25 protein-coding genes and 1 tRNA gene are annotated in these 25389 nt (G+C 59.1%); 13 read left to right on the forward strand and 13 right to left on the reverse strand.

What is annotated here, in order from left to right:
• Positions 1–111: 111 nt before the first annotated feature.
• Positions 112–996 (reverse strand): hypothetical protein, encoded by an 885-nt coding sequence (locus HH303_RS06470; protein ID WP_169624417.1) that lies wholly within the window; start codon positions 994–996, stop codon positions 112–114.
• A 189-nt stretch (positions 997–1185) separates the two neighbouring features.
• Positions 1186–2148, reverse strand: a complete 963-nt coding sequence (locus HH303_RS06475) for a threonine/serine dehydratase (protein ID WP_169624418.1) — start codon at positions 2146–2148, stop codon at positions 1186–1188.
• Positions 2149–2258: 110 nt separating this feature from the next.
• On the opposite strand from HH303_RS06475, the gene HH303_RS06480 reads away from it, so the two are divergent.
• Complete coding sequence (locus HH303_RS06480) at positions 2259–2750, forward strand: PAS domain-containing protein (protein WP_169624419.1); 492 nt, start codon at positions 2259–2261, stop codon at positions 2748–2750.
• Positions 2751–2752: 2 nt separating this feature from the next.
• On the opposite strand, the gene HH303_RS06485 is transcribed toward HH303_RS06480, so the two are convergent.
• Positions 2753–3592, reverse strand: coding sequence for an alpha/beta hydrolase (locus HH303_RS06485; protein ID WP_169624420.1), 840 nt, complete (start codon positions 3590–3592; stop codon positions 2753–2755).
• Between the two features lie 238 nt (positions 3593–3830).
• Between HH303_RS06485 and HH303_RS06490 the strand changes: the two genes are divergently transcribed.
• Positions 3831–4370 carry a hypothetical protein gene (locus HH303_RS06490; protein WP_169624421.1) on the forward strand — a complete coding sequence of 180 codons (540 nt, stop codon included), beginning with the start codon at positions 3831–3833 and terminating at the stop codon, positions 4368–4370.
• Between the two features lie 84 nt (positions 4371–4454).
• Positions 4455–4931 (forward strand): PAS domain-containing protein, encoded by a 477-nt coding sequence (locus tag HH303_RS06495; RefSeq protein WP_169624422.1) that lies wholly within the window; start codon positions 4455–4457, stop codon positions 4929–4931.
• A 71-nt stretch (positions 4932–5002) separates the two neighbouring features.
• Here the strand turns inward: HH303_RS06495 and aspS are convergent, their stop codons facing one another.
• Positions 5003–6793, reverse strand: coding sequence for an aspartate--tRNA ligase (gene aspS / locus HH303_RS06500; RefSeq protein ID WP_169624423.1), 1791 nt, complete (start codon positions 6791–6793; stop codon positions 5003–5005).
• A gap of 178 nt (positions 6794–6971) precedes the next feature.
• On the opposite strand from aspS, the gene HH303_RS06505 reads away from it, so the two are divergent.
• Both HH303_RS06505 and nhaA read left to right on the forward strand, forming a co-directional pair.
• Positions 6972–8168 carry a cyclic nucleotide-gated ion channel gene (locus tag HH303_RS06505; protein ID WP_169624424.1) on the forward strand — a complete coding sequence of 399 codons (1197 nt, stop codon included), beginning with the start codon at positions 6972–6974 and terminating at the stop codon, positions 8166–8168.
• 63 nt (positions 8169–8231) lie between these two features.
• Complete coding sequence (nhaA, locus tag HH303_RS06510) at positions 8232–9437, forward strand: Na+/H+ antiporter NhaA (protein WP_169624425.1); 1206 nt, start codon at positions 8232–8234, stop codon at positions 9435–9437.
• A gap of 6 nt (positions 9438–9443) precedes the next feature.
• Here the strand turns inward: nhaA and HH303_RS06515 are convergent, their stop codons facing one another.
• A complete protein-coding gene (locus HH303_RS06515; protein ID WP_169624426.1) occupies positions 9444–11141 on the reverse strand; it encodes a SulP family inorganic anion transporter in 1698 nt (565 codons plus the stop codon).
• A 128-nt stretch (positions 11142–11269) separates the two neighbouring features.
• On the opposite strand from HH303_RS06515, the gene rnd reads away from it, so the two are divergent.
• The gene (rnd, locus tag HH303_RS06520; protein WP_169624427.1) at positions 11270–12436 is read left to right on the forward strand and encodes a ribonuclease D; all 1167 of its coding nucleotides are present in this window, start codon (positions 11270–11272) and stop codon (positions 12434–12436) included.
• A 2-nt stretch (positions 12437–12438) separates the two neighbouring features.
• Positions 12439–13689 carry a M23 family metallopeptidase gene (locus HH303_RS06525; RefSeq protein ID WP_169624428.1) on the forward strand — a complete coding sequence of 417 codons (1251 nt, stop codon included), beginning with the start codon at positions 12439–12441 and terminating at the stop codon, positions 13687–13689.
• Between the two features lie 9 nt (positions 13690–13698).
• Here HH303_RS06525 and HH303_RS06530 read toward each other — a convergent pair whose 3' ends face one another.
• Positions 13699–14457, reverse strand: coding sequence for an RlmE family RNA methyltransferase (locus HH303_RS06530; RefSeq protein WP_169624429.1), 759 nt, complete (start codon positions 14455–14457; stop codon positions 13699–13701).
• Positions 14458–14699: 242 nt separating this feature from the next.
• On the opposite strand from HH303_RS06530, the gene HH303_RS06535 reads away from it, so the two are divergent.
• Complete coding sequence (locus tag HH303_RS06535) at positions 14700–16310, forward strand: EAL domain-containing protein (RefSeq protein WP_169624430.1); 1611 nt, start codon at positions 14700–14702, stop codon at positions 16308–16310.
• Between the two features lie 27 nt (positions 16311–16337).
• Entirely contained in the window at positions 16338–16859 is a 522-nt protein-coding gene (locus tag HH303_RS06540; protein WP_169624431.1) for a GNAT family N-acetyltransferase, read from the forward strand.
• A 38-nt stretch (positions 16860–16897) separates the two neighbouring features.
• On the opposite strand, the gene HH303_RS06545 is transcribed toward HH303_RS06540, so the two are convergent.
• Positions 16898–16971, reverse strand: a tRNA-Gln gene (locus tag HH303_RS06545).
• Positions 16972–17218: 247 nt separating this feature from the next.
• On the opposite strand from HH303_RS06545, the gene HH303_RS06550 reads away from it, so the two are divergent.
• From HH303_RS06550 to HH303_RS06565, 4 genes are all read left to right on the forward strand, one after another.
• Complete coding sequence (locus HH303_RS06550; protein ID WP_169624432.1) at positions 17219–17917, forward strand: glutathione S-transferase family protein; 699 nt, start codon at positions 17219–17221, stop codon at positions 17915–17917.
• Positions 17918–18229: 312 nt separating this feature from the next.
• Positions 18230–18457 (forward strand): DUF1127 domain-containing protein, encoded by a 228-nt coding sequence (locus HH303_RS06555; RefSeq protein ID WP_169624433.1) that lies wholly within the window; start codon positions 18230–18232, stop codon positions 18455–18457.
• Between the two features lie 299 nt (positions 18458–18756).
• A complete protein-coding gene (locus tag HH303_RS06560; RefSeq protein WP_169624434.1) occupies positions 18757–19341 on the forward strand; it encodes a cold-shock protein in 585 nt (194 codons plus the stop codon).
• A gap of 128 nt (positions 19342–19469) precedes the next feature.
• Positions 19470–20309, forward strand: a complete 840-nt coding sequence (locus HH303_RS06565; RefSeq protein ID WP_169624435.1) for a class I SAM-dependent methyltransferase — start codon at positions 19470–19472, stop codon at positions 20307–20309.
• Here HH303_RS06565 and HH303_RS06570 read toward each other — a convergent pair.
• The 6 genes from HH303_RS06570 to HH303_RS06595 all read right to left on the reverse strand — a co-directional run bounded on the left by HH303_RS06570 (position 20306) and on the right by HH303_RS06595 (position 25374).
• Entirely contained in the window at positions 20306–20692 is a 387-nt protein-coding gene (locus tag HH303_RS06570; protein ID WP_169624436.1) for a GFA family protein, read from the reverse strand. The genes HH303_RS06565 and HH303_RS06570 overlap by 4 nt on opposite strands.
• Positions 20689–21237 carry a gamma carbonic anhydrase family protein gene (locus HH303_RS06575; protein WP_169624437.1) on the reverse strand — a complete coding sequence of 183 codons (549 nt, stop codon included), beginning with the start codon at positions 21235–21237 and terminating at the stop codon, positions 20689–20691. Before HH303_RS06575 ends, HH303_RS06570 begins: the two co-directional genes overlap by 4 nt.
• The gene (gene murI / locus HH303_RS06580) at positions 21227–22165 is read right to left on the reverse strand and encodes a glutamate racemase (protein WP_169624438.1); all 939 of its coding nucleotides are present in this window, start codon (positions 22163–22165) and stop codon (positions 21227–21229) included. Before murI ends, HH303_RS06575 begins: the two co-directional genes overlap by 11 nt.
• A gap of 19 nt (positions 22166–22184) precedes the next feature.
• Positions 22185–23168, reverse strand: coding sequence for an N-acetyl-gamma-glutamyl-phosphate reductase (gene argC / locus HH303_RS06585; protein ID WP_169624439.1), 984 nt, complete (start codon positions 23166–23168; stop codon positions 22185–22187).
• An 87-nt stretch (positions 23169–23255) separates the two neighbouring features.
• Positions 23256–24284 (reverse strand): M48 family metallopeptidase, encoded by a 1029-nt coding sequence (locus HH303_RS06590; protein ID WP_169624440.1) that lies wholly within the window; start codon positions 24282–24284, stop codon positions 23256–23258.
• Positions 24271–25374: a YjgN family protein gene (locus HH303_RS06595; RefSeq protein WP_169624441.1), complete on the reverse strand. Its 1104-nt coding sequence runs from the start codon at positions 25372–25374 to the stop codon at positions 24271–24273. Before HH303_RS06595 ends, HH303_RS06590 begins: the two co-directional genes overlap by 14 nt.
• Between the last annotated feature and the right edge of the window lie 15 nt (positions 25375–25389).

The following is a 25389-nucleotide window of genomic DNA, read 5'->3' on the forward strand; positions in this document are numbered from 1 at the left end:
AGATTGCCACCGATTACCGTATCATCAACCCTATAAAAGAATCACTCTCTTAAAAGCGATCAATTGTGTGGAATCTTCGATCGCTGAGAATATATTATTCCTGGACGGCAGTTAAATATCCGATACTGAAAACGTACAACTATTTCCAGTCAATGAAAATAATGTGAATCTTTTTTCTTTATAAAAGAACGAAAATCCAACACTATGACGAGTCGAATAAGACGTTAAATTATCCCCTGTAAAGTAATCCACTGCATCAAAATAACAATATCCAGAGTAAAAGCTTATATCTGTTACGCTAATCTGAACAATATTATCACCAATATCGAAATAGGCAATTTTCTGATTAGGTATTACTATTTTTGTATACCCAACAATTTCAAAGGCTCCTAGTTGTTCGGAGATTCTTTCAATTTTATCGGAATCCGAACCTTTTCTGAAAACATTTTCTTTTAGATAATTATTTTCCGACTCAACTTCCAAGACCTGTTTTTGAGCTGCCTCTAACTCTTCTCTCATTACAATAACTTTGTTCTCTAAATTTGATATCACTCCATCCTTTTCACGTATTTTGAGCTGCAGCGCCTCTACCTCTCCTCGCGAAGCTTTGCTTTGGAGCAATGCCGCGTTCAGTTCATGCTGAAGTTCCTTCAACTCATCATTTGAATGCGTACTGTTTCTTAGTTCGTTAACTTCGGCAGCGTGTTTCGCGACCAGGGCATCGTAAGCCTGTTTCTTTTCGTTTAAGGAAGCTTCGGCTTGGCTTAGTCGCACTGCCGCTTCTTCGAGCCTATTTTTATTGAGCTGAAGTTCTGAGACCAGTAGCTCGTTCCGATCCGAAAACTCGTCAACCTCGAACCGAAGCGATTCAATTTTCTGATTTAAATCGGCCGTTAGCGCATCAAATTGCAGCGCGCGCTCAACCCGTAGATCAAGCGATATTGGGCTGATAATCCAAGGGAAAATACGATCATGCGGCATTACGACGGTCAGCATAAAGCCTCCGAGCACCGTCATGCCCGTCAAAAAAGCACCAAAAACCCTAACTGCAATCCAGAAATCTGAGCTCCTACGCCTTTCCACATCACCCTCTCGGCCAAGGATATAGGATACGCCGGGCCGTGCCCCCATTCGTTTTAGTTGAATTTATTTGGAGTTATCAACAATTTCCTGGGTGAGCCCTGATTATTTTACGTCGTATTCGCCGGTTTCTTCCGATGCAATAAAGGTCGACGGATCGGCGTTTCCGCCGCACAGCAATACGCCGACCTTTTCGCCCGGTTCCGGCACGTAGGCACCACTGATCAGGGCCGCCATCGCCGTGGCGCCGCCCGGTTCCAATATTTGTCGCAATTCTTTCCAGGCAAGCCGCTGCGTTTCCAAAATCGCCTCGTCGCCGACCAGGATCGACCGATCCACATAGGCCCGCGCGGCGGCGAACCCGCGATCCCCGATTCGACGGGCCCCCAGGGAATCCGCGGTTCGGCCTGAGATAGCGACATCGACCGGCTGGCCAGCCGCCAGGGCGCGGTTCAAGGACGGCGTCCCCTCACCTTCCACCGCGACGATCCGGGTACGCCCGCGATACCAGGACGAGATCCCACCGATCAGACCGCCGCCGCCCACCGCAACCAGAATAGTGTCCAAGTCCGGGGCCTGATCGTCCCATTCCAGGCCGACCGTCCCTTGCCCGGCCAGAACGACGTCCTGGTCGTAGGCATGGATCATCAGTGCGCCGGTTTCCGCCTGACGCGCCTGACATGCGGCCAGCGCTTCGGCGAATTCGCGTCCGACGACCTGAACGTCCGTGCCGTAGTCTCGAAGGCGGGCCAGCTTTGCCGGGGAGACGATTTCCGGCACGAAGATTTCCGCGCGATGGCCCAACGCCCGTGCCGCATAGGCGACCGCCGCGCCATGGTTGCCGCCGGACGCCGCGATGACGCCGCTGTCCGACAGGCCCTGAGACAGCATCGCGTTGAACGCCCCGCGCGCCTTGAAGGAGGCGGAGTGCTGAAGATGCTCCAGCTTCAGGCACAGCGTCCCCGGAACCCCGAATTCGCCTTCATTGAGCCACAGTATCGGCGTTCGCCGGATGTAGGAACCAATCCTGGCGGCAGCCTGCCGGATATCGTTCGCATCAGGAATCATGGGGACCTCGCCGATAGGGGAAACGTCGGTCGAAGCGGCATGGCCCGACCCGGAGAAAGTTGAATCCGTTCACCGATTGTTAATGTTGAATACCTTAAAGGATGGGTCAAATGACAAACGCTTCCAGTCTTTCGACCTACAAGGTCGACCCACTTTTGAAACGACTCGATGCCCCTGAACATATTCAGGCCAAGGCACTCTATGACTATTGGTGCAGCAAATCCCAGGACGGCAAACCGCCGAAGCGCACGGATATCCATCTGGACGAATTGGCCGCACTGCGATGCGCGGACCGCTGCTTCATCATCGAACCGTCCGGCGACGGCGATTGGCAGTATCGACTTCTCGGCACCACGATCGCGCGGTACTACGACCGCGACGTCACGGGCATTCCCTTCAGCCAGCATATGCCGGAACATCTGGCGGCATCCGCCAACCGCTTTTCCAACGAGGTCGCGGAAACGTTGAAGCCCCTGTTTCTGTTGATCGACTACAAACGGCACGACTATTCCGGCATTATCGAAACCATGTCCCTGCCCATCATGGCGCGGGACGGAAAAACGGTCTGGCTGTTCGGCGGCTCCTTCTTCAAATCCGCCTGATTCTAATCGGTGACGTCCGCAATGAAGGCCGCCACATCGTCCAGGAAACCGAATTCATAAAGGTCCGTATGACCGCCGCCGGGTTTGAAGGCGAACGTCTTCGGCTCGTTCGCCGCGTCAAACAACGCACGGCCGTGCCGGATATCGATCACCCGATCCGCGTCACCGTGACCGATCAAGATCGGTATATCCACGGATTTGATACGGGCCGCGGAATCGAATCGGTCATGTAGCAATCGGTCGACCGGGACATACCAATAAACCCGCCGCGCGACGGCAACGACGCTGTCATACGGCGCATCCAACACGATTCCCGCCGCGATCCGACGTCCTTCCAAAGACGCCTCCGATACGAGGGCAACGGCAATCCCGGTGCCCAAAGACTCGCCGTAGAGGATCGTTCGTTCCGGTCCGATCCCTTGCGCGCGAAGCCACGCCAGCACCGCCCGACCATCGGCGATCAATGCCTCTTCGCTGGCAATTCCGCCGCTGCCGGCATTGTATCGATAGGTTGGCAGCAGTGCCCCCCAGCCACGCCCCCGATACAATCCCATGCGGACCTCCCGGTCGGTCTGATTTCCCGCATTACCGTGAAAATAAACGATAACCGGGCTTTCCGGCGTCGCCGGGGGAAGCCACCAGCTGTAGAGATCAAGCCCGTCATGGGCCGGGATCGACAGAATCTCCACGGCATGGGCCAGAACGCCTTCCGGGTGCGGCCTCTCGTCGGTTGGGTGGTAGAGCAAATGACGCTGCGCGACATACAAGACCCCCACAAGCGCCAAATAAGCCAGCGCCGCGCCGCCCAAGACAATTCCCGATACCCAATAGACAAATGACACGTCGAACTCCATATGCCTGTAACGGTCCACCGCCCGAAGTACGGAATGGGGTCCGTACCGGCTTGGCGATAGGGTGAGTAATAGAGTATGCGGGCCAACGAAAGCTAGATGTAGACGAAACGCAAAGAATCGTTGAATATTCAAATGACTTTGCGAGTCTGTTAGCGTTAGGAATGGGGTGGTGTTTTTGGCTCATGGCCAGTATATCCACCGGGGTGCAGGACAAGGGATATACTAAATGACGGATTTGTCCCGAGAGGAACTTCGGGCACACCTTTCGGCGGTGGAAGCGCAGGTGCGGGCTGCGCTGCGTATTGTCGCGGCCGAATCGAAATCCGTTCAGCAGGCCCATAGCGCCCTTCGCGCCGACCTGTCCGCCGCCCTTATCCGTCTGCAATCGGAAATGAACGACGGCACGAAACGGGTCGACGGAAAGCTGGACAAGGCCATTTCCGAAATCAACGGTCTGTCCCGGCAGCGCCGGATGACAGCCGCCATCCTGACGACCATGGTTTTGCTGTTCGGCATCACCTTGGGCCTATTCGCCGGCGGCGGCTGGTATATCCTGTCCCAGGACGGCCGCCCCGCCTTTGAAATGCCCAATATGTCGAGCCAGTCATCCGGTCAGCGTCAATCGTCCGGTGTCGCCGCGCCGACGGGCAGTACCTCTATCACGCTGCCGTCCTCGTCTTCTACGGCAACATCAGGGCAGCAATCCTCCGATCCGGCTCCGGCAGAGTCGGAAGACCAGCCGCGCCGTGTTTTTTCCGCCCAATAATGCCGCTGTATTTCCATTCCCTGGCGGAGCGGAAATCACATCCTATCGCCGCCGTCCCGGCCCCCTAGAAGAATACAGCGCGCCGTGCCCAGTAAATCCGAAGACCCGGTCGTAGAGCGACTGACCGAACCGCAGCATCCCGACGCGACGGAACTCTTCGCCCTTTGGCGCAGTAAATGCGGCGACAACGGACAGTTGCCGTCCCGTGAGGATCTGACCCTTAAGGAATTGTGGGCCCTGCGCTGTGCCGATCGCAGCTTTATTCTGGAACCCCTGCCCGATGGCGACTGGCAATATCGGTTGTTGGGCAGCCGGATCACGCAATTCTATGGCCGCGACGTATCCAACATCCCCTTCCGGCAGCATATGTCCCCGGATGAGGCCGAGGCGTCGATCGCTCTGTCGAATGAAGCAGCACGCGATCGTAAGCCGGTCTTCCTGCGCATGCGGTATGTCGGCAAGACCTATTCCGGCATCATCGAGACCATGTCCCTACCGATCCTGGCGCGTGACGGGAAGACGGTCTGGCTGTTCGGCGCGTCTTTTTTCACGAACGAATAGAGAGCCGGTCCCAAAATGAAAAGGCCGCGCCCTTTGGGGGAGCGCGGCCTTGATCCAGTTTGCAGCGACGATCAGTCCAGCGCGTCGAGATCCGCCGGCAGATCCAACGCGATGTGAACATCCTGAAGCTGGCGTTCGGACACGGGCGCGGGCGCGCCCATCATCAAATCCTGCGCCATCTGGTTCATCGGGAAGGCGATGACCTCGCGGATGTTTGTCGTCCCTGCCAGCAGCATGACAATCCGGTCGATCCCCGGCGCGGAACCGCCGTGAGGCGGCGCGCCCAGTTTCAGCGCGTTGATCATGCCGCCGAAACGGGTATCGACCACTTCCGGGCCATACCCGGCAATGTCGAAGGCCTTGTACATGACTTCCGGCAGATGGTTCCGAATCGCGCCGGAGCTCAATTCGATCCCGTTGCAGACGATGTCGTACTGATAGGCCAGGATCGACAGCGGATCCTGCGTTTCCAGCGCTTCCATCCCGCCCTGCGGCATGGAGAACGGGTTATGCGAGAAGTCGACCTTCTTCAGGTCTTCGTTGTATTCGAACATCGGGAAATCGACGATCCAGCAGAATTCGAACCGGTTTTCGTCAATCAGGCCCAGGTCTTCGCCGATCTTCGTCCGCGCCGTACCCGCGAATTTTGCGGCGTCATCTGCCTTACCGGCGGCAAAGAAGATCGCGTCGCCCGTCCCGATCCCGGCGATATCCGCCAGTTGCGCGATACGGGCCTCGTCCAGGTTTTTTGCGATCGGACCGGCCGCGCCATCTTCGCGCCAGACGATATAGCCGAGCCCCGGCTGCCCCTGGCTTTGCGCCCAGGAATTCATTTTGTCGAAGAAGCTGCGCGGCTGGGCGGCGGCGCCCTTGACCGGAATACCGCGCACGACCGCGCCGCCGTCGACCAGTTTCGCGAAAATCTTGAAATCCGATCCGCGGAAGGCTTCGGACACGTCGACGATTTCAATCGGGTTGCGCAGGTCCGGCTTGTCGGACCCGTATTTCAGCATGGCTTCCGCATAGGGAATTTGCGGGAACGGCATCGCGGAAACCTCGCGACCGTTCGCGAATTCCTCGAACACGCCGTGCAGGACCGGTTCGATCGCCTGGAACACGTCTTCCTGGGTGACGAAGGACATTTCGAAATCGAGCTGATAGAACTCACCCGGGCTGCGGTCGGCGCGGGCGTCTTCATCGCGGAAACACGGGGCGATCTGGAAATACCGGTCGAAGCCGGAGATCATCAGCAACTGTTTGAACTGCTGTGGCGCCTGCGGCAGGGCATAGAACTGACCCGGATGCAGACGCGACGGCACCAGGAAGTCGCGCGCGCCTTCCGGCGAACTGGCCGTCAGGATCGGCGTCTGGAATTCGGAAAAGCCTTGCGCGACCATTCGACGGCGAACTGACTGGATCACCGCATTGCGCAGCAGGATGTTGCGATGCATTTCCTCGCGCCGCAGATCCAGGAAGCGGTTCTTCAGGCGAATTTCCTCGGGATACCCCGCATCCTGGTTCACCGGCATCGGCAACGGCTCGGCGCGCGACTGGACGTGGCATTCGCTGATATAGACCTCGACCTCACCCGTCGGCAGGTTCGGGTTGATGGTTTCCGCGGACCGCTTCACCACCTTGCCGGTCACCGTGATGACCGATTCAAGGCTCAGGCCCTCAATCAAGCCCAACAGATCGGAACTGACGTCGATCACGCATTGGGTCAGGCCGTAATTGTCGCGCAGATCGACAAAGAGCAGGTTTCCGTGATCGCGCTTGCGATGGACCCAACCCGACAGCCGAACTTCCTGACCGGCAGTGTCCGCCCGAAGTTCGCCGCATGTATGCGTGCGATATGCGTGCATGATAACGCTCCAATTTCCGATGACCTGACGAGTCTCGAGACCCGCGAATATCGGGCGGGAAAGGGCCTGTTTCCGTCGGGAATGTCAACCGTGTTGTTCGGATGGCGATGCCCGGTAAACCCGTTGGCGACATGCTTGTCTCTCGCCAAGGGCAGACGACTCCGCTTACCGTCGCGGTATGCGACGACTGCGGCACAGTTTATTCCGGATCATCGGCGGTTGGGGCGCCCCCGGCCCCGGCGCCCGCATCTTCGACGGTCTGCTGGTCGCGATCATCGTCGTCAATCTGGTCGCGGTGACGCTGGAGACCGTCCAACCCGTGGCGCAACGCTTCCCCGTCCTGTTCGATGTGATCGAATATGTCTCCATCGTCATTTTCACGTTGGAATATCTTGCCCGGTTATGGGTTTGCGTCGAAGACGGCCGTTATCACGACCTCCCGCCGTGGAAGGCGCGCATCGGATTCGCCCTGTCGCCGATGGGGCTGATCGATCTGGCGGCGGTGTTGCCGTCGCTGCTGATCCTTGCCGGGGTACCGTTGGGGCTGGACCTTCGGGTTTTGCGGACGTTGCGGATGGTGCGGGTGCTGAAACTGACGCGCTATTCGCGGGCCATGCAATCGATCGTCGCCGCCCTACAGCGGGAAAAGCGCACCATGGTCGCGGCCCTGCTGATCGTGGTCATCGCCCTGCATTTCGCGGCGACGGCGGTTTTCCTGGCGGAACACAAGGCGCAGCCGGATGTTTTCGGCTCCATCCCCGATGCCATGTGGTGGTCCCTGGCGACGCTGACGACCGTCGGCTACGGCGACATGGTCCCGCATACGATCCTGGGGAAGCTGATCGGCGGGGTCGTCATGCTGTCCGGGATCGGGTTGTTCGCCCTGTGGACCGGTCTGTTCGCGTCCAGTTTCGTAGACGAACTGCGCCGCCGCGATTTCAAGGTCAGTTGGGAAATGGTGGCGCAGGTCCCTGCTTTCTCCCGTCTGGAGGCCACCCAGATCGGGGAAATCGCGACCCTCCTCCAGCCGTTGATCGTGCCGCCGCGCCATCTGATCGTGCGAAAGGGCGAACATGCCGACCGTATGTATTTCATCGCGTCGGGCGAGGTGGAGGCGGAATTCTTTCCCGAGCCGATGCGCCTGGGACCGGGCGAGTTTTTTGGGGAAGTCGGGCTGTTGCATGGTAACATCCGCGACACGACCGTCGTTTCCTTGTCGGAAACGCAATTAATGGTTCTCGACGCGGATCAGTTCTTCGAATTGATGAAACGTCACCCGGAGGTCAATCGGATGATCACCGAAACCGCCGCGCATAGACGGTATGATCCGCAAAAAGCGCCGGAAACGGACGATCAACCTGTTGAAAATTCCTAACAACCCCCCATTTCGGGGCGATATGCCAATGGTCTGTCAATAATAGTGGGGGATAGAGAGTCGATGCCGGTTAAGGCTGTTTACAATACCGTTGTTCGCGCGTTGGGTCATGAAACAGCGCCGGGCCTCGTCCTGATCGCGGCGGCAGTGGCCGCCCTTTTGGTGATGAACTCCTCGCTCGCGCCCCATTATACGGCCGCGCTCGATACGCATTTTACGATTTCTTACGGCGATTTCGGCCTGTCCAAGCCATTGCTGCTATGGATCAACGATTTCCTGATGGCGATCTTCTTCTTGTTGGTCGGCCTTGAAATCAAACGAGAAATTCTGGTCGGGAATCTGGCCGACCGGCGCACGGCCACCCTGCCCGCGCTTGCCGCGCTGGGGGGAATGATCGTACCGGCGCTGATTTACGCGGCCTTCAACTACGACAATCCCGGCGCCCTGGACGGCTGGGCCATCCCGGCGGCGACCGACATTGCCTTCGCATTGGGGGTTCTGGCCCTTTTGGGAAGGCGCGTTCCGACGTCGCTGAAGGTCTTCCTGCTGGCCATCGCCATTATCGACGATTTGGGCGCGATCGTGATCATCGCGCTGTTCTATACCGCCAACCTGTCCGGCATCGCCCTGATCGTCGCGGGGCTGGTCCTGGCGGCGATGATCATCCTGAACCGGATGCGCGTCCTGTCGATCACCGCCTATCTACTGCTGGGCGCGGTGCTGTGGGTCGCGGTGCTGAAATCTGGCGTGCACGCTACCCTGGCCGGGGTCGCCGTCGCCTTCTGCCTACCCATGAAGGGCGCGACGGAAGACGAAGAAGGACCGCTCTACGTCGTCGAACATTCCCTGGTGAATTGGGTGTCTTTCGGAATCATGCCGATTTTCGCCTTCGCGAATGCCGGTGTCTCCCTGGCCGGCTTTACCCTCGCATCGGTGCTGGAACCGGTGTCCGCCGGGATCGCGGCGGGCCTCTTCTTCGGCAAGCAGATCGGCGTTTTGGGCGCCTGCGCCCTGGCCTGCGCACTGGGCGTCTCCCGTCTGCCCGCCGGCACGAACTGGCGTCAGATCTGGGGCGTTGCCCTGCTGGCCGGTATCGGCTTCACGATGAGCCTGTTCATCGGCAATCTGGCCTTCGATACGGCGGAACAGGCCAAGGCGGTTCGCGTCGGCGTTCTGTCCGGGTCGATCATTTCCGCGGTCTTGGGCTATGTCGTCCTGCGCTGGTCGCATCGGGCAGCGGAAAAGCGGGTTGCCGATCCGCATTATTGATCAGGACTATCGACGCAGGCGTTCCAACGCTGCGTCGATGGTGTCGGCGAATTCGGTATCCGGTTCGGCCACACCATGCGCTTCCAGCATGGACCGAACCGGTGCCGACGCGCCGGTGATGAAGAAACGTACCCCGACACGTTTTGCCTTCCGTGCCGTTCCTTCCAGGACATTCGCCGCCGTCGAATCCAGGAACGGCACCTGACTGCAATCGATCACGACATGTTTGCGATGTTCGGATATCCGGTCCAGAACCCGTCCGACCGTCGACGCCGATCCGAAAAAGAACGCGCCGGAAATACGGTGTACCTCGACATTCGACGGCACACGCCCGCCATCGGAAAAGGTGCCGCCCGTCGCCACCGTATCGGCCTGATCCTCCAGCATCAGCGGTGCCTTCGTTTCCACCGCCAGGGCCTTGCCCATCCGATCGATGAACAGGATCGCCCCCAGGGCGAAGCCGACGACAATGCCTTCGGTCAAATCGCGCAACACGACCAGCAGGAATGTTACCGCCAGCACGATGGTATCGCCACGCGACGCGCGCAAAATGGCGACCAGTGCGTGCTTCTCGATCATGTTGTAGGCGACGACGACCAGAACGCCGGCAAGGCTGGCGAGCGGGATATAGGCGGCCAGCGGTGCGGCGATCAGCATGAAGCCCAACAGTATCGCGGAATGCAGCATCCCCGACACCGGGCCGATCGCGCCGGACCGCACATTGGTGGCGGTGCGGGCGATGGTTCCGGTCACGCAGAAGCCGCCGAAGAGAGACGCACCGATATTCGCCACGCCCTGAGCGACGAGTTCGCAATTCGACCGATGCCGACGCCCCGTCATGCCGTCGGCGACAATCGCTGATAAAAGCGATTCAATCGCCCCCAGCAGCGCGAAGGCTACGGCATCCGGCAAAAGTAAGAGGACCCGGTCCGGACTGAAATCCGGCAGGGCCGGCATCGGCAGCGTCGAGGGAATCCCGCCGAATTTCGTGCCGATGGTTTCCACCGGCAATCCGAACAGCGCGGTGGCCAGGGAGGTTACGACGACCGCGATCAGCAATCCCGGCCAGGACGGCGCAAACCGGCGCTGCAACAGGATGATCGCGACGGTTCCGATGGCCAGCCCGGTGGCGGCGATGCTGACGGTCGGTGCGGCGGCGGCCAAGGCCGCCAACTTTTCCAGAAATTCCGCCGGAACCTCCCCGGTCGGCATCAGGCCGAAAAAGTCACGCAATTGGCTGGTCAGGATGATAATGCCGATCCCCGCCGTGAACCCGATCGTCACCGGATAGGGGATTAGTTTCACGAAAGTGCCCAACCGTGCATAGCCGATGAGTATCAGAATGATCCCGGCCATAAAGGTCGCCAGTACCAACCCGTCGACACCGTGTCGGGCGACCGTGGCGGCCACCAGGACGATGAAGGCCCCTGCCGGACCGCCGATCTGAAATCGGCTGCCGCCTAAAAGAGAGACGAGGAAGCCGCCGACGATCGCGGTGATCAGCCCCCGTTCCGGCCCGACGCCGGAGGCAATGGCGATGGCCATCGACAACGGGAGGGCGACAATCGCGACGGTCAGGCCGGAAATGCCGTCCTGGCGTAGTTTCGACCAGCCATATCCTTCCTTCAGAACGGTGATGAGCTTGGGCGTAAAGAGTTCACGGAAGGTCGGCCGTGACTCCTGGTCAGCGGTAAAATCGGGCATGACGGTCCAGATGGGCAGCGACGGGAAGGTTCTGAGCGAAGACTATTCCTGCGGCCCGTTAAACGGAAGAGCGAATTTCCGCGCTTCGGCCTTCCCCTGCCCGCACGACTCGTCTATACGCGGTCGTTATGTCCAAGGCCCTGATTTCCACGACGGATGCTTTATCCGAATATTGCCGTTCCATCGCCGATGCCCCCTGGGTGACGGTCGACACCGAATTCATGCGCGACAAGACCTACTGGCCGAAGCTTTGCCTTCTGCAGATCGCCGCGCCGGGCGACGATACCGAACGGGCCATCGACCCGCTGGCGGAGGGTATCGACCTCGCCCCGGTCTTTGAAATCATGCGGAATCCCAAGCAGATCAAGATATTCCATGCCGCGCGGCAGGATTTGGAAATCTTCTATAATCTGATGGGGGAGGTTCCGGCCCCGATTTTCGACAGTCAGGTCGCCGCGATGGTCTGCGGCTTCGGCGATCAGGTCGGATACGAAGCCCTGGTGAAAAAAATCTGCCGGGCCGAACTGGACAAGTCCTCCCGCTTTACCGATTGGGCACATCGTCCATTGACCGATCGGCAGATCACCTATGCCCTGTCGGACGTGACGCATCTGCGCGACATCTACCTGTTTCTGTCGCAAAGGCTGGCGGAAACCGACCGGTCGCATTGGCTTGAGGAAGAAATGTCGATCCTGTCCAGCGCCGATACCTATCGCAACGAGCCGGAAGACGCTTGGCGTCGGGTGAAGGTTCGGGGCGGCAAGCCGCGGTTTCTTCAGGTCGTGCGCGAAGTTGCGGCCTGGCGCGAACGCGAGGCGCAGGCCCGCGACATCCCGCGCAACAGGATCATTAAGGACGACTCTCTGCTCGACATCGCTGGCAGCGCGCCGAAATCCCTGGAGGATCTGGCCCGCATCCGCGGTCTTGGCCGGGGGTTTGCGGAAGGCAAGCTGGGGCAAGGCGTTCTGGATGCCGTCGAACGCGCCATGGCGGTCCCGAAAGACGACCTGCCCCACCCACCGAAGCAGGAAGCCTTGCCGCCCGGCCTGGGCCCGATGACCGACTTGTTGAAGGTTTTGTTGAAAAGGAACAGCGAATCCGCCGGAGTAGCATCGCGCCTTATCGCCAATGCCGACGATCTGGAGCGGATTGCCGCGGATGATTCCGCAGCCGTGCCAGCCCTATCCGGTTGGCGTCGGGAATTGTTCGGGGAGGATGCCTTGTCCCTAAAGCATGGAAAAATTGCCCTGACCGGTGGGGATGGCGGCATTGATGTGATCCGGAAGGAGGGATGACAATGAGGCGGATAATCGTAGGGCTTGTCGTCCTTGTCGCCCTGATCGGCGTAGGGGTCGCCGGTCTCCAGCTCCTCGGCCGGATGCAAAGTGACCAAGACGGCAGGGTCGCGCAAACGACGATTTCGTCCGATACCGACAACCAGAACGATTCCGACGGTGACGGCGACAGTGAACGCGCGCCGATCGGCCTGGAACCGGCCGAAGGCACCATCGCCCCGATTGGGGAAGCCATCGGCGACGCGGTCAAAGACGGTGCGGCGGAAGTCACCGACGCCGCGAAGGATATCGCCCCGATGCCCGCCGTGGAAACCGGGCCGTTTCGTCTGTCCCTGCCCATCGACTGCGACCTGGGCAATGATTGTTACATCCTGAATTACGTGAATGCCGGATCGGAAGCGGACCCCCGCGACTATACCTGTGGGTCTCTGACCTATGACGAACATCGGGGTACGGATTTCCGGCTGATCGACTATAAGCAGATGGAAGACGGCGTGAACGTCGTCGCCGCCGCGCCGGGCACTGTCACCGTGGTCCGCGACGGCATGCCGGATGCGAATTTCAAGCTTTTCGGACGCAGCGCCGTTACCGACCGCGGTCGCGGCAACGTCGTCGGCGTCGATCACGGCAACGGAATCATTACCGGCTACAGCCACCTGAAGCGCGGCTCCATCACCGTCAAACCGGGCGATGTGGTCCAACGCGGCCAGACCCTGGGTCAGGTCGGCCTGTCCGGTCTGACCGAATTCCCGCATGTCCATTTCGAAGTCATGCAGAACGGAACCTTCCTGGACCCGTTCACCGGTGCGGCGCGGCATGAAGGCTGTGGTTTGTCGGGCGAAAGCATGTGGCGGGACGACCTGATGGACGGGTTGCGCTATCCGCGGACCCTGATCATGCGGACCGGCTTCGCCGACGAGCCGTTGAACCGCGCCGCCGTTGAATACGAGCTGTTCAACCGACCGATTAATGCCGACTCCACCGGCTTGGTCTATCATATCTATCTGGCGGGCATTCATCCGGGGGATGGCTTCGTCGCGGAAATCACCGACCCGCAGGGACAGCGGTTCGTGAAATCGGGGCGCCGGTTCGACACTTATAGCCAAAGCCGCCTTCTCGCCGTCGGTCGACAGGGCCTGAACGCGCCGCTCATCCCCGGCACCTACACCGCCCATTTTCAGTATTATCAAAAGAACGACGACGGCACGGATACGGTAACCCTGGACTTCACCGATACCGTGGATGTTCAGTAAGGGCGCGCCCTAGGCGTCCTCACCCATTCCGCCGTCGCCGGTTTTGTCGTCTGCTACACGCCGAAAGCCGATCGCGACGACATACATTTCCGGGGATTCCTTGCGACTGGATTTCGGCTTCATGTGATAGACACGTTCGAAATCCTGTTTCAGCGTCTTCAAAAGGCCGCTTTCCGTACCACCCGCAAAAACCTTGGCTACAAAAGCTCCGCCGGGCGCAAGGACTTCCTGGGCGAAATCATAGGCCAGTTCCACCAAGGCAACGATCCGCAGGTGATCCGTCGGCGGGTGGCCCGTCGTATTCGCGGCCATGTCGGACAGGACGACATCCGCCTTGCCCCCCATCACGGCTTTCAACCGATCCGGCGCGTCGTCATCCATGAAATCGCCGACCAGCAGCGTCGCGCCCGGAATCGGTTCGCATTCCAGAAGGTCGATACCGACGACCTGTGCATCCGCGCCGCAACGGTTCAGTGCGATCTGGGTCCAGCCGCCGGGGGCGCATCCCAGATCGACGATCCGGGCGCCGGGATGGAGGATATTGTATTTGTCGTCGATCTCCGCGATCTTGAAGGCTGCACGCCCACGATAGCCCAGCCGTTTCGCTTCCTGCACATAGGGATCGTTGAGCTGCCGATCGAGCCACAATGTCGATGACAGTTTGCGACCCCGCGCCGTCTTCACCCGAACGCGCGCACTGCGAATATCGGACGCCTGACGATGGGGCGACGAAGATTTTCCGCCCCCCTTACCCGTTTTCTTCGCCATCGGTCCCGAACCTTTCGCCAAAACGTCACATTGCTCCAGTAACTACGAGACCGAGACCCCAAAGGGCAAGGGTTTCCGAGATATCCGAAGCACCGCGAGTCCAATGAGGCTGGATCATTGAACGAAATATCAGATATCATTAAAATGCTAACTTTATTGTACGACAATGATCTGCTGGAGATATGTCAGCCCGCACCTCGATCCGTGCGGCCAATATCTGAACACATCCAAGGGCTAGATAAATGAATCCATTATACAGCCCGACGCGACGGATACTAAGGGGCGTCCCGCCGATCATCGGCCTCTTATTCTTCTTCGGAACCGCCATTCTGATTTGGATGGGTATTTCCGCACAGATTCAGTCCGACCTTTTATCGTTGCAAAACCGTATCCTGGAACGAGGGAAACGGGTCGCTCTGCACCTGGATCGAACGTTTTTCGAGCTCAGCGTTTTGGACAATCCGGGATGCAATCCCCTCTTCCTTCAGGGAATGCGTCGGTTGCTCTATGTCTACGATCAGATTGGCGACATTGAATACGTCCCCGATCCGTCGACGGACCGGACCGTAGCCACCTGTTCCGCCGTCGCGGGCGTCTTCGAAACACCGCATGTCTATCCCGAGCCGCTGGAAGCCAATACCAAGCGCAGCCGCATGATGTGGCGGGACGTGAAACTGCCATTCGAACGCTACCTGAACGGCTTCGCCATCCGCGAGGGACAATTCATCATCCTGATTAACGAAGCCGGCATGCTGCACGGTTTCGAACAGGAAGTTTATGAAATCTACGCGCCACAGGAGGACGGCAGCGGCTTTTCCGGGCATCTGGCGGGCATTATCGGCCTCTATCGGGACGTCGTGGTGAATAAAAGCAATCCCCTGATAGCCAATCTATATGCCAATGCCTGCTTGCCGTCCGGTTTGGGGTTCTTCTGCATCGCCACCAAGGAATCCTGGAGAACCCTGCATAGGAAATACGGCTTCCTGCTGACCCTGGGCATCATGTCGTCGCTTTTGATCGGCACCTTGGCATTTGCTCTTTCCCATCGAAACCTGAAGGAACGACTAAGTCAGACCGGCCGAATTCGAAATGCCGTGCGCAAAGGGGGCGATCCATATTACTGCGTCTATCAGCCGATCGTCCGGCTGAGTGACGGCCGCATCGTCGGTTGCGAGGTTTTGGCAAGATACGAAGACGAATTCGAAAAGATTTACCCAGATACTTTCATCCCCATCATCGAACGCCAAAACCTGACATGGGAATTTACCACCATCATCATGCGTCAGGCATTCGACGCCCTGAAGCCGGCGATCGAGGCCGACCCGAATTTCAAGATTTCGATCAACTTCTATCCGCGCGACCTAGAAAAACGTTTTTTGCAGCGCCTATCGGACAGCGAACAACTGCGCTATGCCGCCGCGAATGTCTATACGCTGAACTGCGAGGTGCTGGAAACCGGGATCGGCGATATCGATAGCATCGAAGACGCCATCAACTACCTGCACGGACAGGGGTTTCAAGTTTCCATCGACGATTTCGGGACAGGCTATTCCAATCTATCGCAACTACGTGAAATCAACGCGGAATTCCTGAAAATCGATAAATCCTTCATACAAGGCCTGGATCAACACGAAGCCTCCATTCGATCCAGCCTCGTCCCGCATATCGTCGAAATCGCCGGGATTATCGGTGTCGGCGTCATTGCGGAAGGTATTGAAACCCCGGAACAGGTGGCGATTTTGCAGAAGATCGGCGTGGAATACGGACAGGGATACTTTTTCTCCCATCCGATCGAGCGGGACGCCTTCCTGCAGAAGCTGTTCGCCCAGCCGCATTATATCGCGGCCGCCTAGGGCGGGTATCACGAATGAGAGCGCCGCATGTCCCTGAATATCACGATCCGACCGGAGACCGACGACGACACGGCGGCCATTCACGACATCACAGTCGCCGCCTTCGCCGACCTCGAAATCAGCAACCATACGGAACAATTCATTGTCGAGGCCCTGCGCCTCGCGCACGCATTGACCGTCTCGCTGGTTGCGGAAGTCGACGGACGGCTTGTCGGCCATATCGCATTCTCTCCCATAACCCTATCGGACGGCACGAAGGGGTGGTATGGGCTTGGTCCCGTATCCGTCGCGCCCGATTGTCAGCGACAGGGCATCGGCACGGCCTTGATTGAGGAAGGATTATCGCGCCTTAAAAAATTGGGCGCTCACGGATGCTGTCTTGTCGGTCACCCAGAATACTATCCAAGATTCGGGTTCCGGAACCGTCCAGAACTGACATTGGACGGCGTTCCGCCCTATGCGTTCTTCGCATTGTCATACGACAGCACCTATCCAACGGCCACCGTAACGTTCCATGAAGCCTTCGCGGCGGATATCAGCCCCAAATAGATAAAGCCGACCCATGGAAGAACCATGGATCGGCTTTTTGGCTGGGGAACCTGGATTCGAACCAGGACTAACGGAGTCAGAGTCCGTGGGTCTACCGTTAACCTATTCCCCATCAGAGTGCCCGCGCCGCGACGCGACGTGGACGGGCGCGGTAATAGCGACTTCGAAGCCGGAGGTCAACGCCCTCTCTTCGATTTCCGGGAATGCCGCTTCCACCGAAAAGGGTTCCGTCAACACCCTCCGCTCTTCCGCACCGACAGTCATCGGTCACCGTGGCGTTAATTCCAGCTTCCCCAAAGCGGGGTGGATGGTTATATTGGAACGATCATTCCATTATAACCATCCAAAGCGAGAACGTCATGGACCTACACCTCTACGAACTTTGCGGTCGAGACCCGGACTTGCGTTTCAGCCCCTGGGTTTGGCGCACCCGCATAGCCTTGGCGCATAAGGGCCTACCCTACACCCCCGTTCCATGGCGCTTCACCGACAAGGAGGCCATCGCCGCGACCGGTCAGGGAAAGGTTCCCGTCCTGAAACACGGTGACAAATGGATCTTCGATTCCTGGGATATTGCTCTGTACCTGGAGAACACCTTCCCCGACCGCCCCAGCCTGTTCGGCGGCCCGGTGGGGTTTGCCGCCGCCCAATTGATCCGTGGATGGGCCGATCGGCTGGTGCCGACAATCGCCCCCCTCGCCGTCTTGCCCGTTTGGACGCTTCTGAACGACAAGGACCAAGCCTATTTCCGCGAAACCCGGGAAGCACGGTTCGGAAAGCCGCTGGAGGATGTATGCGGCGACACTCAGGTCCGCATTGATGCTGTAACGGCGGCACTTGCCCCGATGCGCGACATGCTTGCGCATCAATCGTTCATTGGCGGAGACACGCCCCTTTATACCGATCATATGGTCTTCGGCGGCTTGCAATGGCTGCATAGCGTTTCGCGGGTCACCCTCTTCCAGGACGGCGACCCGACGGCCGATTGGTTTGAACGAATGCTGGATGCCTATGACGGGGCCGCGAGAAAGGCCAAAACTTGCGCCGATGCCGCCTAACGCCTGACCTGCGGAAAGCGTGCCCTGTGGTCGATGTCACCCGGGCGGAGTTACGGTGCAAAGCGTCGCTTCCACGCGGAATTTGATCCGCTAGAACCTCAATCGCCGGGACCTAGTCGCAAAAACGACGGTTCCGGCATTTTTTTGTTCTAAACGCGCCCATTTCTGGCTGGCGTGAGGCATTCACTTTTTGCATTACCCTCCTCTGCTTTCTGCAATTGTTCCGCGGACTGAAAAGCCTCATTTCACCGATGTGCCGCGGGGAATTCCGCGCCGCACAACAGACAAACCGCCGCTATAGGAGATTATGAAATGGCTGTTACCCTGACGAACCGCACCGACGCTTCCGTTTCCCTGAAAGATATGGTCGCACGCGCCGCTTACGATGTCGTTGCCGCTTTCGAAGTCGCCGCCAACGCGACCGTCGAATTCTACCACCGTCGTAAGACCGCCGCTCAACTGAACGCGCTGTCCGACGAAATGCTCGCCGATATCGGTCTGAACCGTGGCGACATTGAAGAGATCGTAGCCCGCCGCTGACCCGACCGCTTCAGCCGGTCTCTCGCAAGTTTGCGGGTAGATCAGGCAGAGTAAAGCGGCGGTAATTCTCAGAAAACCCCATCCGAGGCGACTCGGGTGGGGTTTTCCTATTTGCGGAACAAATGCAACCAATATCGTTTAACCCGTAGACGCCGGAACGGATATGCCGTAAGACTCTTGGGTCAAAGGGGTGGCATTCGAGGAGGAACGCCTTCCCAAAGGTGGAGGCCGGCGCGGGGTAGACAAGAATAATTTCCAGTTTTGCCGGCCGGGGAGTTGCGAAGGAGCGCCAGTTTCACATGAATCGCCGTTTACCGCCCGCCGTTGTGCAAGAGCGGGTGACTGTAAAAGTCAAATGGTTCAATCCGACCAAGGGCTTTGGGTTCGTAGTACCGGATGATGAGGACGGGTCGGACGCCTTCCTGCATGCCTCGGTATTGCCGATTGAGGATGCCCATTCCATGGCCGAAGGGGCAACATTGGTTTGCGATCTGGCTCAGGGTCAGAAGGGACTGATGGTTGCAACCGTCTATTCCGTCGATATGTCGACAGCCGTCCCCGGTGGTGGTGGCGGTGGTGGCGACCGCGGACCGCGACCCGGCGGGTTCGGGGGCGGCCCCGGCGGATTCGGTGGTCCGGATCGCGGCCCACGCCGCGCACCGGCAGGCCCGCCAGGAGACCCGGGCGAAGGCACCGTCAAATTCTTCAACGATGCCAAAGGATTCGGCTTTGTGACGCCGGATGATGGGACACAGGACGTTTTCGTTTCCGCCCGCATCTTGGGACGTGCCGGCATTCAATCGTTGGAAACCGCGCAGCGTGTCCGTTATGTCGCCCGACAGGGGGACAAGGGGCCGATGGCGGAACGGATCGAACTGCTGTAGCCGAACGGTCTGTGGCAGTACTGGAATTCGGTAAAACGCACCTGCTTGCGGCGGGTGCGTTTTCGCTTTTATTGTCTTCGACACCGCCGATTTACCCTGGCCGCAAGGCCCGAAAGTGAGACTAAGCGATGTCGTCCGACAGGAATTCCGATCCGCCCACTCATATGCGTATCCGAGATCACTGGACCGACAAGGCCGAGGCATGGCATGCCCAAGCCGATGCGATGGCCCCGCTTGCCGACCGCTTCAACCGACCGCTGATGGAAGCGATCGGCCTGGAAGCGGGGCATTCACTCCTCGACTTGGCGAGCGGTGCCGGCGAACCCGCCTTCACGGCGGAGAAGATCGTCGGCGAAACCGGTATGGTCGTCGCGACGGACTTGGTCCCCGCTATGCTGACCGGGCTGCGCCGCAGGGATCGCGAAAAACGCCTGCGCTTCGTGGCCGCCGATATGCAAAAACTACCCTTTGCCGACGGTGCGTTCGACCGCGTCACCTGTCGTTTCGGCATCATGTTTCCGCCCGATGTCGATACCGCGCTTTCGGAAACGCGCCGCGTCCTGAAACCCGGCGGACGAGTCGGGTTTATGGTCTGGCCGCCGGAACCGCTTCAAACGCTGTTTCATGTCCTCGCGGAAGCCGTCGACTTTTGTCTGGGGGAAGCCCGCGACGACCATTTCCACCGCATGTTCCGGTTCTCGGAACCGGGATCGCTGACCACAGCCATGGCCGTGGCGGGATATGGGGATATGACGGAACGGGACCTGTCTTTCACGCCGCGCGCGCCCGCCGACCGCCCATTCTGGCGGCCCCAGCTGCACATGACCTTCGGCGATCGCGTTCACGGCGTGGACGAGGCCGTCCTCGACCGGCTGGACAAGGAAATCAAAGAACGGTTGGAACCCCTGCGCGACGGCGGCAGCTATCAGTTGCACACCACTATTCGGATCGTCACCGGAACGCGCTAAACGTCCGGCAGGTCGTAATAGTCGCCCTTATCTTCGACGAAGATGTTTCGCACGGTCTTCAGCCCCGTCTTTCCGTCCATCGTCCCGGCAGTAATCGCGTAACTGTCATGCCCGAGGCGATGATAGAACAGGTTCCCGCCGCATCGATTGCAAAAGCCGCGCTCCGCGAAGTCCGATGACGGGAACCATGTCAGGGTCTCATCCGACAAAAACGTTAGACGGTCTTTCGGAATAGACGTCATGGCCACGTAATGGCCCGACGTCTTGCGGCACTGATTGCAGTGGCAGGTGGTAACGTCCGGCAACGGACCGTCCAACCGGTAGCGCACCCCACCGCACAAGCAACCGCCTTCCCGGACGTCCAGCTCTTGATTGTCACTCATTCAACACCTCCCCCGTTGACGCTTTCCGCGTGTTTCCGCGCCAGACCGACATAATGGGTATGCGTCCACCGCATCATGTCCAGATCCTTGTCCGTCAGGTTCCGGACGCATTTCGCCGGGGCGCCGGTCCAAAGTTCCCTCGTGCGGACCCGCTTGCCCGGCGTAACCAGTGCGCCGGCGGCGACCATCGCCCCGGATTCCACCACCGCGCCGTCCATCACCACCGCCTTCATGCCGACAAAGGCCTCGTCTTCCAAGGTACAGGCGTGGATCAGCGCCATATGGCCGATGGAGACGCGATCGCCGATATAGGTCCCCTGTCCATGTGTCGCGACATGGATGATCGTTCCGTCCTGAATGTTCACATCGCGGCCGATCCGGATTTCGTTGACGTCCCCCCGGATGACGCAACCGTACCAGACCCCCGTACCCGCGCCGATCTTCACGTCGCCGATGACCTTCGCCCCCGGGGCGACGAAAACACCGTCTTCCAATTCCGGGACGATACCGTCGAAAGGTAGAACGTCTCTTGCATCATGCGTCATGGCTGGTCTCCTCCCCTTCAGTCGTCTCGTCGGCTTTCGGCGGCACAACGGGGACCGGCTCCGGCTTCGGTTCCGCCCAACCGCTCAAATGGCGGAAGTCCAAATCCGCCCCGAAGAAACGGGACGACACCTCGCGCACTTTCTGCGGGTCGCCGCTGGTCAGGAATTCTACCGTGCTATGCTCGGTCCCGGTATCCCGGAATTCCGGATGCCGTCCCAAATACTGAACCAGCGCCTTCGCGACGATATCCGGTTGCGACATCAACCGCGTGTCCGGCGGCAAGGCTGCCCGGAAATGCGCCTCCAGAATGGGATAATGGGTGCATCCAAGAACCACGATATCGATCTTGGCGCTACCCGCCTTGGCCAATAGCTGATCGCAATAGCGCGCGACCGCCCGACGCATGAGATCGTCGTCGAGGCCTTCTTCCACCGCCTCCGCCAAGCGGGGGCAGGATTGCTGAATGACCTTTAAATGCCGCGCGCGCAACTTCACTTCCGCCGGGAAAGCGCCGCTTTCAACCGTCCGGCGCGTCGCAAAGACAGCGATCGTCTGCGGCGGCCGCTTCGGGGAGTAGGCGGAGACACCCTGAACGTGCCATTCCTGCCCCGTCAGGGCCTCGATCATCGGGACGAAGACACCCAGAACCCGGCAATCCGGCGCATGTTTCGGCAACCATTCCTGCTGCAATCGACGCAGGGCGACCGCGCAAGCCGTATTACAGGCGATGATGACCAGTCGGCAGCCGCGCGAAATCAATTCCCCCACCCGCCGGCGGGTCAGTTGATAGATTTCCTCGTTCGAGCGCATGCCATAGGGCGCGAAGCCATGATCGCCCAAATAAAGAAAACGCTGCTGCGGCAAGGCGTCTACCAATGCCCTCAGGACGGTCAATCCGCCATGCCCTGAATCGAAGACGCCGATCATCGCCCGGCGATCCCTTGCGTCAGGCGGCGGAGGAACGATCGATGCTGGCCGGGCGGTCCAGCCCCTGCCCTTCCGGCAGTCCCAGCATGATATTCAGGTTCTGAACCGCCTGCCCCGATGCCCCCTTGCCCAGATTGTCCAACTGACCGATCACCACGGCCTGTTGCGTTTCAGCATTGCCGAAGACATGCAGGCGCAGTTCGTTGGTGTCGTTCAGGCCTTCCGGCTCCAGCTTACCCATGGCCGCTGTTTCCGACAAAGGCGCGACGCTGACATAGGACTGTCCGTCATAATGCTTGGTCAGCGCAGCATGGATATCGTCCACCGACGGCTTGCCCGGCAAGGCCCAAAGTTGCAGCGGGATTTGCACCAGCATGCCCTGCGCGAAGCGGCCGACACTGGGCACGAAAAGCGGCGCATGGGACAGGCCGCCCCAGGCGCGGATTTCCGGGATATGCTTATGCGCCAACCCCAACCCGTAGACGCGGAATGCCTCATCCGTGTGGTCGGGAGAGGACGGATCCTCGAAAGCCGCGATCAATTGCTTGCCGCCGCCGCTATAGCCCGACACGGCGTTGATCGTGACGGGCCACTCCACCGGTACCAGTCCGGCGGAGACCAGCGGATGCAGGATCGACACCGACGTGATCGCGTAACAGCCGGGATTGGTCACGAACCGTGCCTGCGCAATCTCCGCGCGGCTATCCGCCTCGTATTCCGGGAAGCCATAGGCCCAGCCCGGCGCTGTCCGATGAGCGGAGGAGGCGTCGATCACGCGCACGGATTCGTTCTCGATCAACGATACCGCTTCCTTCGCCGCCGCATCGGGCAGGCACAGGATCACGACATCCGCGGCATTCAGCGCTTCACGGCGGGCTTCCGGATCCTTACGGCGGGCGTCGTCCAGACGGATGAAGTCGAACTCCTCCCGTCCGTCGAGCCGGCTTTTGATCTGAAGGCCGGTGGTCCCGGCTTCCCCGTCGATGAAAATGCGCGCCGCCATGTTCCTGTCCGTTCGGCTGATGATTGATCCGGCGACATGCATACACGCTTTGCCGCCTATCGCAAACAGGCCACGGCTACAAAGACCTTATTCCCCACCGGAAACCGTCTCCAACCGATCGCGCAGACCGGGATGGGTCGACAGGATGCTGGTCTCTTCACAGCTTTCGCCGCAATCCTTGTAGACACGACGCAACAAGGCGATCATCGCATTTGGATCGCGTCCCAATTTGCGCATGATTTGTGCCGAGGCCAAATCGGCCTCCGTCTCGAATTCCCGATTGTATGAAAATTGGACGATCCCCGCGCCCATCGCCGCAATTTCCTCGGCAAAGGACGATCCGTCACCCAAAATCAAGAGCGCCAGGACCGAAATCCCCGCGGCCCGCACGACTTGTCGCATTGAATGCCGTTCCCGGATATGGGCCACTTCATGCGCCAAAACACCCGCGATTTCATCATCGGATTCCGCGAGAGCGACCAAGTCGTCCAACATCACCACGGTGCCGTCGGGTAAGGCAAAGGCATTCGCCCCGAAATAGTCCGATTTTCGAAAAACCAGACGCGCCCGCCCCGGCGCCAAATCCGACGCGCGCAATATTTCGGTGAAAATCGCCCGCATTTTAGCTTTTCTCGCGGACGGCAATTCCGATTTGTCGAACACGGCACCGTCCAATTCCCGGAAGGTGGATTGTCCGATGGACCGGTCCAAAGACACCGGCACGGCGCGGGCCACATTGTCGGCCGCGATCGGATAGCCGAACCACAACACGAAGGGTAAGGCCAAGGACGCCAAAATCAGCGCCGTCCAGCGCATCGGCGTTAATCCATGGAAACGCTTTACGCGGCCCGCCTCCCTTCCGAAGAGCATGTCGAACCCTGTCGGACCGTTGCTTTCGAAGGCCTGGCCGTTCGGAAACCGGACGCGCCACGGCATGCCACGAACCGGCGGATCGATCTGCACAGAGCCAAGCGGCGCGGAAACCGTCTGATTGCCGTCCGCGTCGAAGGCCAGCACGCGATCCCCCAGGCACCGGATCGTCCCCGGTTGGAACCGACTACTGCCGGAATCGAACAGCCGTCCGGCAATTTCTTTCTTCGGATCAGAAGGTTCCACCGAGCAATCCGTCCGTTATACCTTCAAGACTCCCAAGTTCCGTGGCCGCCGCATTTCCACCGTCCTCGCCATGCGATTTGAACTCATCCAAAGACCCCGCAGCGACCATCACCAAATAATTTGTCTGTAGTCGTTTCGACCATATGGTCGCCCACGGAATCAATAAGCCGATGGAGATCGACGCAAGGAACCAAATGCCACACAGGGTAAAGCCGTACCGGATTATCGGGATCGTGCTGGAAAAGCGATGCCCGCCAGCCAACGTCACGCCATTCAGCACAGCGTTCCTGAAGGCCGCCTTATATACCGTAAAACAAACGGCGATCAGAAAAATGACGACGACGGTACAGATAATCGAGCCGACCGGTATTACCATTGGCTGCGCGTCGGATATCAGCACTTGAAGTGGCGCGGTGACCGTCCAAGCCTCCGAGAAGGAGCCATTCATCAGAACGCCGATGACAATGGCGGCGATACCACAGGCAATTGCCGAAAAGAAAACCAAGTAAACCTTCCACAGACGCATATCCAAGGAAAAGGCCCGATCGCCAAATCGCATATTGTCCGCGATGAAGCGTGCCCCGACGCGCTGAACCCAGGGCCACGCCAGGCACAAAGAAAGCGGAATCAGGATCGGCGCGAGAATGAAGGCCTTAAACGCTCTCGAATAGTCCTCAACAAAGTCGAACCGAACATTCCGGTAACTGGTATTGCGCAGTTGAAAACGCAGTGCGCGGATCACAAGCCAGGGCATACCGAAAATAAACGCCATGGATAAAAATCCGGACATGAAGCCGGGTTGAAAATAGGCCATAACGTTGTAGCCGACGATCGCGGCAACCGCGATCAATCGACCGATCAGGATCGTGATGGGCCGGGCGTGGTAATCGAATCCATGCCCATCCAGCTTTGTATGGCCGAGAAGATAGCGCCGTCGTTCCACCGTGCCCCAGGCGTCGTAAATCCCCAATGTCACGACCGCCAGCAGGAAGGTCCGTAAACAAATCAGGAAGTAGTCCTTGGACTGGCCCGTGAATACGAATTTCAACCGACGCTCGGATGGCGTGGTCGTCTGGATACTCCCGTCCATATGCCGCTCTCCCCC

The sequence above is a fragment of the Pacificispira spongiicola genome (genome assembly GCF_012926505.1).
Classification (GTDB): Bacteria; Pseudomonadota; Alphaproteobacteria; order UBA8366; family Aestuariispiraceae; genus Pacificispira; species Pacificispira spongiicola.